This is a genomic window from Amaricoccus sp., assembly GCF_036846665.1.
Classification (GTDB): domain Bacteria; phylum Pseudomonadota; class Alphaproteobacteria; order Rhodobacterales; family Rhodobacteraceae; genus Amaricoccus.
On the sequence record NZ_DAIUBO010000162.1, the window covers coordinates 1 to 8,898 of the forward strand.

General features: G+C 69.0%; 7 protein-coding genes. 6 read left to right on the forward strand and 1 reads right to left on the reverse strand.

Translation table 11 applies throughout. The annotated features are described in order from the left end of the window. The 6 genes from V7050_RS14670 to rnd form a co-directional block, all read left to right on the forward strand. Nucleotides 1-1,117: transketolase-like TK C-terminal-containing protein (locus V7050_RS14670; RefSeq protein ID WP_442885699.1), on the forward strand; the 1,117-nt coding region annotated here is incomplete at its 5' end. 27 nt (nucleotides 1,118-1,144) lie between these two features. Further along, complete coding sequence (gene aceF / locus V7050_RS14675) at nucleotides 1,145-2,419, forward strand: dihydrolipoyllysine-residue acetyltransferase (protein ID WP_324365581.1); 1,275 nt, start codon at nucleotides 1,145-1,147, stop codon at nucleotides 2,417-2,419. Nucleotides 2,420-2,431: 12 nt separating this feature from the next. Beyond that, the gene (lpdA, locus tag V7050_RS14680; RefSeq protein WP_324365580.1) at nucleotides 2,432-4,171 is read left to right on the forward strand and encodes a dihydrolipoyl dehydrogenase; all 1,740 of its coding nucleotides are present in this window, start codon (nucleotides 2,432-2,434) and stop codon (nucleotides 4,169-4,171) included. Continuing rightward, entirely contained in the window at nucleotides 4,168-5,739 is a 1,572-nt protein-coding gene (locus V7050_RS14685; protein ID WP_324365579.1) for a Re/Si-specific NAD(P)(+) transhydrogenase subunit alpha, read from the forward strand. The genes lpdA and V7050_RS14685 overlap by 4 nt, the downstream gene beginning before the upstream one ends. 13 nt (nucleotides 5,740-5,752) lie before the next feature. After that, nucleotides 5,753-7,189, forward strand: coding sequence for an NAD(P)(+) transhydrogenase (Re/Si-specific) subunit beta (locus tag V7050_RS14690; RefSeq protein WP_324365578.1), 1,437 nt, complete (start codon nucleotides 5,753-5,755; stop codon nucleotides 7,187-7,189). A gap of 169 nt (nucleotides 7,190-7,358) precedes the next feature. Further along, nucleotides 7,359-8,561, forward strand: a complete 1,203-nt coding sequence (rnd, locus tag V7050_RS14695) for a ribonuclease D (RefSeq protein WP_324365577.1) — start codon at nucleotides 7,359-7,361, stop codon at nucleotides 8,559-8,561. Here rnd and V7050_RS14700 read toward each other — a convergent pair. Further along, nucleotides 8,539-8,898: hypothetical protein (locus tag V7050_RS14700; protein WP_442885700.1), on the reverse strand; the 360-nt coding region annotated here is incomplete at its 5' end. The two genes, rnd and V7050_RS14700, sit on opposite strands and share 23 nt — an antisense overlap.

Here is an 8,898-nt window from a genome sequence, read left to right on the forward strand (position 1 = left end):
TCCGATCGTTCCGGACGAGAGCCGCACCTTCGGCATGGAGGGCATGTTCCGCCAGGTCGGCATCTACAACCCGAAGGGCCAGCTCTACACGCCCGAGGACGCCGACCAGCTCAGCTACTACAAGGAGAGCGCCAGCGGACAGGTGCTGCAGGAGGGCATCAACGAGGCCGGCGCCATGGCGGACTGGATCGCCGCGGCGACCGCCTATTCGGTACACGGCGTGCCGATGATCCCCTTCTACATCTACTACTCCATGTTCGGCTTCCAGCGGATCGGCGACCTCGCCTGGGCCGCCGGCGACAGCCGCGCGCGCGGCTTCATGCTCGGCGGCACCGCCGGGCGGACCACGCTGAACGGCGAGGGGCTGCAGCACGAGGACGGGCACAGCCACATCCTGGCCGGCACCATCCCGAACTGCATCACCTATGACCCGGTCTTCGGCTACGAGGTCGCGGTCATCATCCAGGACGGGCTCCGGCGGATGTATGTCGATCAGGAGGACGTCTATTTCTACCTGACGGTCTGCAACGAGAACTACCACCACCCGGCGATGCCGGAGGGGGTCGAGGAAGGGATCCTCAAGGGTCTCTACCGCTTCTCCAAGACCGAGAAGCCGGGCAAGAAGCACGTCAACCTGATGTCCTCGGGGACGATCTTCCAGCAGGCGCTGCAGGCGGCGGAGATGCTGAAGGCGGATTTCGGCATCACCTCCGACCTCTGGGTCGCGACCAGCATGAACGAGCTGGCGCGCGAGGGGCAGGACGCGGAGCGGCTGAACAGGATGAATCCGACGAGCGAGCCGAAGGTGCCCTATGTCACCGAGCAGCTCGCGCAGACGACCGGCCCGGTGATCGCCGTCACCGACTACATGAAGAACTACGCCGAGCAGATCCGTGCCTTCGTGCCGCATTCGTTCCACACGCTCGGAACGGACGGCTTCGGCCGGTCCGACAGCCGGGCCAACCTGCGCCGGCATTTCGAGGTGGATGCGAACCATATCGCCGCGACCGCGGTCTATGCGCTCTCCAAGGAGGGCAAGGTCACCGCGAAGGATGTCGCGGCGGCCTACGAGAAATACGGGATCAACCCGTCGAAATCCAACCCGCGCACGGCGTGACAAGAACTGGGACGAGGAGAAACGTATATGTCCACGATCGAAGTGAAGGTGCCAGACATCGGCGACTTCTCGGATATCCCGGTGATCACGGTCTTCGTGAATGCCGGCGATACCGTCGCCGCCGATGATCCGCTGATCGAACTGGAATCCGACAAGGCCACCATGGAAGTGCCTTCGCCCGCCGCGGGCCAGGTCAAGGAGGTCAAGCTCTCCGCCGGCGACCGGGTCTCCGAAGGCAGCCTGATCCTCACTCTGGAGGCGGCCGGTGCCGGGGCCGAGGCGAAGCCCGCCGCCGAGGAGCCCAAGGCGGCGCCGGCGCCCGCCGCCGCGCCGGCGAAAGCCGCCGCTCCCGCCGCGTCCGGGGGCGCGGTCGACGAGGGCGGCTTCGCCACGGCCCATGCCTCGCCCTCCGTGCGCGCCTTCGCCCGCCAGCTCGGCGCCGACATCGGCAAGATCAAGGGGACCGGCCGCAAGGGCCGGATCCTGCGCGAGGACGTGACGGCCTGGCTGAAGTCCACCTCCGCCGGCGCCGCCGCGCCGGCCGCGGCGGCGGCGCAGGGCGGCATGGGCATCCCGCCGATCCCGGTGGTCGACTTCTCCAAGTTCGGCACGATCGAGAACGTCGAGATGCCGCGCATCAAGAAGCTCTCGGGTCCGGCGCTGCACCGCTCCTGGCTGAACGTGCCCCATGTCACGCATCAGGAAGAGGCGGATATCACCGAGATCGACAAGTATCGCAAGGAACTGGATACGGCCGCGAAACCCGAGGGTTATCGCGTGACGCTCCTGTCGTTTCTCATCAAGGCCAGCGTCTCCGCGCTCAAGGACCACTGGGAGGTCAACAGCTCGATCCACCCCGACGGCGACAAGCTGATCCGCAAGAGCTACTACAACATCGGCTTCGCCGCCGACACGCCCCAGGGTCTCGTGGTCCCGGTCATCAAGGGCGCCGACAGCAAGGGCATCGTCCAGATCTCCAAGGAACTCGGCGAGCTTTCCGCCAAGGCGCGCAAGGGCGAGCTCAAGAGCGCCGACATGCAGGGCGCGACCTTCACCATCTCCTCGCTCGGCGGCATCGGCGGCGTCGGCTTCACGCCGATCGTCAATGCCCCCGAAGTCGCGATCCTCGGGGTGACGCGTTCCAAGATCGCCCCGGTCTGGGACGGCGAGGCCTTCATTCCCCGCAATATCCTGCCGCTCTCGCTCAGCTACGACCACCGCGCCATCGACGGTGCCCTAGCCGCGCGGTTCTGCGCGTCCTTGAAACACCTGCTCGGCGACGTGCGCCGGCTGCTCCTGTAGGAGGCGCGCGACATGGCCACGGAAATCAAGGTCCCCGACATCGGGGATTTCAGCGACGTTCCCGTCATCTCCGTCTTCGTGAAGCCCGGCGACACCATCGCCAAGGAAGACCCGCTGGTGGAGCTCGAATCCGACAAGGCGACCATGGAGGTGCCCTCGCCCGCCGCCGGCAAGGTCGTCGAGGTCAAGGTCAAGGAGGGCGACCGGGTCTCGGAGGGCGCGGTGATCCTCACCCTCGAGGCCGAAGGCGCGGCGGCGGCTCCGGCCCCGGCCGAGGCGCCGAAGGCCGCACCGGCCGCGGCACCCGCATCGCGCCCGAGCGCGGCCCAGACCGGCGACATCCATGCCGAGCTTCTGGTGCTGGGCTCCGGCCCCGGCGGCTATACCGCCGCCTTCCGCGCCGCCGATCTCGGGCTCAAGGTGGTGCTGGTCGAGCGCGATCCCTATCTCGGCGGCGTCTGCCTCAACGTCGGCTGCATCCCCTCGAAGGCGCTGCTGCACGCGGCCAAGGTCGTCACCGAGGCCGAGGAGATGGCGGGCCACGGCGTCACCTTCGGCAAGGCGAAGGTCGACATAGACGCGCTGCGCGGCTGGAAGGAGAGCGTCGTCAAGAAGCTCACCGGCGGCCTCGGCGGTCTCGCCAAGGGCCGGAAGGTTCAGGTCGTGACCGGGAAGGGCACCTTCGCGGGCCCGAACCTGCTGAACGTCGAGACCGCGGACGGTGCCAAGTCGGTCAGCTTCGACCAATGCATCATCGCCGCCGGCTCCGAGCCGGTGCGCCTGCCCTTCGTCCCGCATGACGATCCGCGGGTGATCGATTCGACCGGGGCGCTGGAACTCGCCGACGTGCCCAAGCGGCTCCTGGTGATCGGCGGCGGCATCATCGGCCTGGAGATGGCCTGCGTCTACGACGCGCTCGGCTCCAAGGTCACCGTCATCGAGCTGATGGACCAGATCATTCCCGGTGCCGACAAGGACATCGTCAAGCCGCTCCACAAGCGCATCGAGGGCCGCTACGAGGCGATCCATCTCGGCGCCAAGGTCACGGGCGTCGAGGCGATGAAGTCCGGCCTGAAGGTCGCCATGGAAGGGCCGAAGGGCGCCTTCAGCGACACTTTCGACCGGGTGCTCGTCGCGGTCGGGCGCCGGCCCAACGGCAAGCTGCTCGGGCTCGAGGCCGCGGGCGTCACGGTCGACGAGCGCGGCTTCGTGCCGGTCGACAAGCAGCAGCGCACCAATGTCGGCCATATCTTCGCCATCGGCGACGTGGTCGGCCAGCCGATGCTCGCCCACAAGGCGGTGCACGAGGGCAAGGTCGCGGCCGAGGTCGCCGCGGGCGAGAACCGCGTCTTCGACGCCCGCGTGATCCCCTCGGTCGCCTATACCGATCCCGAGATCGCCTGGGTCGGCCTGACCGAGACCGAAGCCAAGGCCAAGGGCGTCAAGTTCGGCAAGGGCGTCTTTCCCTGGGCCGCCTCGGGCCGCTCGCTCAGCCTCGGCCGGGACGAGGGCATCACCAAGCTGCTCTTCGACGAGGAGACCGAGCGGGTGATCGGCGCGGGCATCGTCGGGCCGAACGCGGGCGATCTGGTCGCCGAGGTGGCGCTCGCCATCGAGATGGGGGCCGACGCCACCGACATCGGCCAGACCATCCACCCGCATCCGACCCTGTCGGAGACGGTGAACTTCGCGGCGGAGATGTTCGAAGGCACCATCACCGACCTCATTCCCCCGAAAAGGAAGAAGGCATGATCTTCGGCGCACCAGCAGAAATCATCGAGGGCGAGCGGAGGGTCGCCCTGACGCCCGCATCCGCGGCCGCATTGGCCAAGCTCGGGTATTCCTGCGTGGTGCAATCCGGCGCCGGAACCGGCGCCGGCATCACCGACGAGGCCTATCGCGCCGCCGGGGTCGAGGTCCTGGCGGATGCGGCGGCGGTCTGGGAGCGCGCCGATGTCATCGCCAAGGTGCGCCCGCCGGAGCCCTCCGAGGTCGAGCATGCGCGCAAGGACCAGATCCTGATCTCGTTCCTCTATCCCGCGCAGAACGGCGAGCTTCTGGAAAACCTCAGGGCGAGGGGCGTCACGTCCCTCGCCATGGACATGGTGCCGCGCATCAGCCGGGCCCAGAAGATGGACGCGCTTTCGTCCATGGCCAATATCGCCGGCTACCGGGCGGTGATCGAGGCGGGCAACAACTTCGGTCGCTTCTTCACCGGCCAGGTCACGGCCGCCGGCAAGGTGCCGCCCGCCAAGGTGCTGGTGATCGGCGCGGGCGTCGCCGGGCTCGCCGCCATCGGCACCTCCACCTCCCTCGGCGCGATCACCTACGCCTTCGACGTGCGCCCGGAGGTGGCCGAGCAGATCGAATCGATGGGGGCGGAGTTCGTCTTCCTCGACTTCGAGGACGCCAGCCAGGACGGGGCGGCGACCGGCGGCTACGCCGCGCCGTCCTCGCCCGAATTCCGCGAGAAGCAGCTGGAGAAATTCCGCGAACTCGCCCCCGAGATGGACATCGTCATCACCACCGCGCTGATCCCCGGCCGCGACGCGCCGGTGCTCTGGACGAAGGACATGGTGGCGGCGATGAAGCCCGGCTCGGTCATCGTCGATCTCGCGGCCGAGCGCGGCGGCAATTGCGAGCTCACCGTCGCGGACCAGAAGGTGGTGAGCGAGAACGGCGTCACCATCGTCGGCTACACCGATTTCCCGAGCCGCATGGCCACCCAGGCCTCCACGCTCTACGGCAACAACATCCGCCACATGCTCGACGACCTGACCCCGGAGAAAAACGGGGTGCCGGTCGTGAACATGGAGGACGACGTCATCCGCGGCGCCACCGTGACCCACGGCGGCGAGATCACCTGGCCGCCGCCGCCCCCGAAGGTCCAGGCGATCGCCAAGGCCGCGCCGAAGAAGACGGCGGTCGAATCCGCCGAGGAGAAGGCCGCCCGCGAACTCGCCGAACTGCGCGAATCCGGACGGCGCCAGACGATCCTGCTCGCGGCGGGCGCCGTGGTGACGCTGCTCGTGGGCAGCGTCGCCCCGGTCAGCTTCATGCAGCATTTCATCGTTTTCGCGCTCGCCTGCTTCGTCGGCTTCCACGTGATCTGGAACGTGGCCCACGCGTTGCACACGCCGCTCATGGCGATCACCAACGCGATCTCCTCGATCATCATCCTCGGGGCGCTGCTCCAGGTCGGATCGGCGAGCGGGATCGTGATGTTCCTCGCGGCCGTGTCGATCCTGATCGCCTCGGTCAACATCTTCGGCGGGTTCCTCGTGACCCGGCGGATGCTCGCGATGTTCCAGAAGAGCTGAGGGGACGGGACGCATGAACACCGGTCTGGTCACGGCCGCCTATCTTGCGGCGGCGGTCCTCTTCATCCTCGCGCTCGGCGGGCTCTCCAACCAGGAGAAGGCCAAGCGCGCGATCTGGTACGGCATCATCGGCATGGCGCTCGCGGTGCTCGCGACCATCTTCGGGCCGGGATCCGGCGCCTGGTGGCTCTCGATCCCGATGATCGCCATCGGCGGCGTGGCGGGCGCCTGGGTGGCCGGCCGGGTGCAGATGACCCAGATGCCGGAACTCGTCGCGGGCTTCCACAGCCTCGTCGGCCTCGCGGCCGTCTTCATCGGGCTCAACGCCGATGTCGAGGCGGGCAGGGCGGCGGCGGCGGTGGCGGCCGGAACTGCCGACCAGCTGCGCGGGTTTGCCGCGACGCTCGCCCACAAGACCCCGACCGAGCTCGCGATCATGCGGGTGGAGATCTTCCTCGGCATCTTCATCGGCGCGGTGACCTTCACCGGCTCCATCGTCGCCTATGGCAAGCTCGCGGGCCGGATCGACGCCAAGCCGCTCACCCTGCCGATGCGCCACCAGATCAACCTCGGCGCGGGCGCGCTCGCGCTCCTGCTCGGCATCCTCTATTTCTACGGGGCGGGCATCTGGACGATGCTGCTCGTGGCGATCATCGCCGGCGGCATCGGCTGGCACCTGATCATGGCGATCGGCGGCGCCGACATGCCGGTGGTCATCTCCATGCTCAACTCCTATTCGGGCTGGGCCGCGGCGGCGATCGGCTTCACGCTCGGCAACGACCTCCTGATCGTCACCGGCGCGCTGGTCGGCTCCTCGGGTGCGATCCTGAGCTACATCATGTGCCGGGCGATGAACCGCAACTTCGTCTCCGTCATCCTCGGCGGCTTCGGCGGTGCGGCCGTGGCGAGTGCCGCGATCGAGGGCGAGATGATCGCCATCGACGCCGACGGCGTCGCCGCCGCGCTCGACGAGGCCGACAGCGTCATCATCGTTCCGGGCTACGGCATGGCGGTGGCCCAGGCGCAGCAGTCGATCTCCGAGCTGACCAAGCGGCTGCGCGCCAAGGGCAAGAAGGTGCGCTTCGCGATCCATCCGGTCGCCGGCCGCCTGCCGGGCCACATGAACGTGCTGCTCGCCGAGGCCAAGGTTCCCTATGACATCGTGCTCGAGATGGACGAGATCAACGCCGACTTCCCCTCCACGGACGTCGCCATCGTCATCGGCTCGAACGACATCGTGAACCCCGCGGCCCAGGAGGATCCGGGCTCGCCGATCGCCGGCATGCCGGTGCTCGAGGTCTGGAAGGCCAAGCAGGTCTTCGTGATGAAGCGCGGCCAGGGAACCGGCTATTCCGGCATCGAGAACCCGCTCTTCTTCAAGGAAAACACCCGCATGTTCTACGGCGATGCCAAGGCGAGCGTCGACGCGCTGCTCACCCGCATCACCTGAGCGCCCGGCCGGGCCCAGGCCCGGCCGCCGCCAAATGCCTTGCCCCCCGCGCCGGGCTGTGCGACAGACATTCCCGGCGGTTCGTGGAGTTCCGTGTCATAAGTCTCTGGTTTGAAATGGTTGCGATCCCGCTCGTCTTCCCGTCCCCCGCGCCGAAGGGGCGTCGCGCGTGACGCTCGTCACCACGACCGACGCGCTGGCCCGTTTCTGCGCCGGGAGCGCCGATTCGCCCTATGTCACCGTCGACACCGAGTTCCTGCGCGAGCGGACCTACTACGCCCAGCTCTGCCTCGTGCAGCTCGCCCGCCCGGGCGAGGGCGAGGAGAACGCGATCCTGATCGACGCCCTGGCCGAGGGCCTCTCGCTCGAGCCGCTCTACGCGCTCTTCCGCAACCGCGCCGTCACCAAGGTCTTCCATGCCGCCCGGCAGGATCTGGAGATCTTCGCGACCGCCGCCGGCGTGCTGCCCGAGCCCTTTTTCGACACCCAGGTGGCGGCGATGGTCTGCGGCTACGGCGACCAGGTCGGCTACGAGACGCTGGTGCGCCAGATCGCGCGCGCCGGCATCGACAAGTCCTCGCGCTTCACCGACTGGAGCCGCCGCCCGCTCAGCGAGGCCCAGAAGGCCTATGCGCTCGCCGACGTCACGCATCTGCGCCGCATCTACGAGGTTCTGGCGAAGCGGCTGGAGGCGACGGGGCGCGCCGCCTGGGTCGAGGAGGAGCTGGCGGTGCTGACCGATCCCGCGACCTACCGCAGCGATCCCGCGGATGCCTGGATGCGGATCAAGACGCGCTCGAACGCGCCGCGCTTCATCGCGGCGCTGCGCGAGCTCGCGCGCCTGCGCGAGACCCTCGCCATCGCCCGCGACGTGCCGCGCAACCGCATCCTCAAGGACGACGCCCTGCTGGAGCTGGCCGCCAACCGGCCCCGCACCCCGGAGGATCTGGGCAAGTCGCGCCTGCTCCTGCGCGAGGCGCGGCGCGGCGAGATCGCCGAGGGCATCCTCGCCGCCATCGCCGCCGCCGAGGCGGTGCGGGTCCAGGACGTGCCGCGCCCCCCGGAGCCGCCGGCGCGGCGCGCCGGGGCTGAGGCGCTGGGCGAGCTCCTGCGGGTGCTGCTCAAGGCCCGCGCCGAGGTCGAAGGCGTGGCGCAGCGGCTGATCGCCTCCAGCGCCGACCTCGACCGCATCGCCTCCGAGGAGGCGCCGGAGGTGCCGGCGATGGCGGGCTGGCGGTTCGAGCTCTTCGGGCGGGACGCGCTGCGGCTCAAGCGCGGCGAGATCGCGCTTTCCGCCGACGGGTCGAGCGTCCGGGTGGTGGAACTGGCGCCGGCCGAGCCGCCGCGGCTCAGGGCAGGCGAAGCGTCCTGACCTGGTCCGCGCCGGTGATCCGGACGGCCTTGACCGTCTTCAGCGCAAGCGCGGGAATGAAGAGCGCCGCCTCGATCTCGCGCGTCCGCGTCGGGCCGACCGCCTCCACGACATCCGGCGGAATTGCCACCAGCTGATAGGCCAGCACGCCTGCGGCATCCGGCTCGCCGCCGTTCTCCGCCAGCAGGTCGCCGGCGTAATAGCCTTGCGTCGGCGCGACGCCATAGACCCGCAGGATCAGGCCGTAGAGCCCCTGATCGACCGCCGCGTCCCGCAGCGGGATCGCCACCGGCTCGGGCGGCGGATCGGGGCGCAGCTGATAGGACCCGGTGCCGGC

What these genes read in the sequence shown, in the direction of transcription:
- V7050_RS14690 (WP_324365578.1), top strand. Translation starts at nt 5,753, where the DNA reads ATGAACACCGGTCTGGTCACGGCCGCCTATCTTGCGGCGGCGGTCCTC.
- V7050_RS14685 (WP_324365579.1), top strand. Translation starts at nt 4,168, where the DNA reads ATGATCTTCGGCGCACCAGCAGAAATCATCGAGGGCGAGCGGAGGGTC.
- aceF (WP_324365581.1), top strand. Translation starts at nt 1,145, where the DNA reads ATGTCCACGATCGAAGTGAAGGTGCCAGACATCGGCGACTTCTCGGAT.
- lpdA (WP_324365580.1), top strand. Translation starts at nt 2,432, where the DNA reads ATGGCCACGGAAATCAAGGTCCCCGACATCGGGGATTTCAGCGACGTT.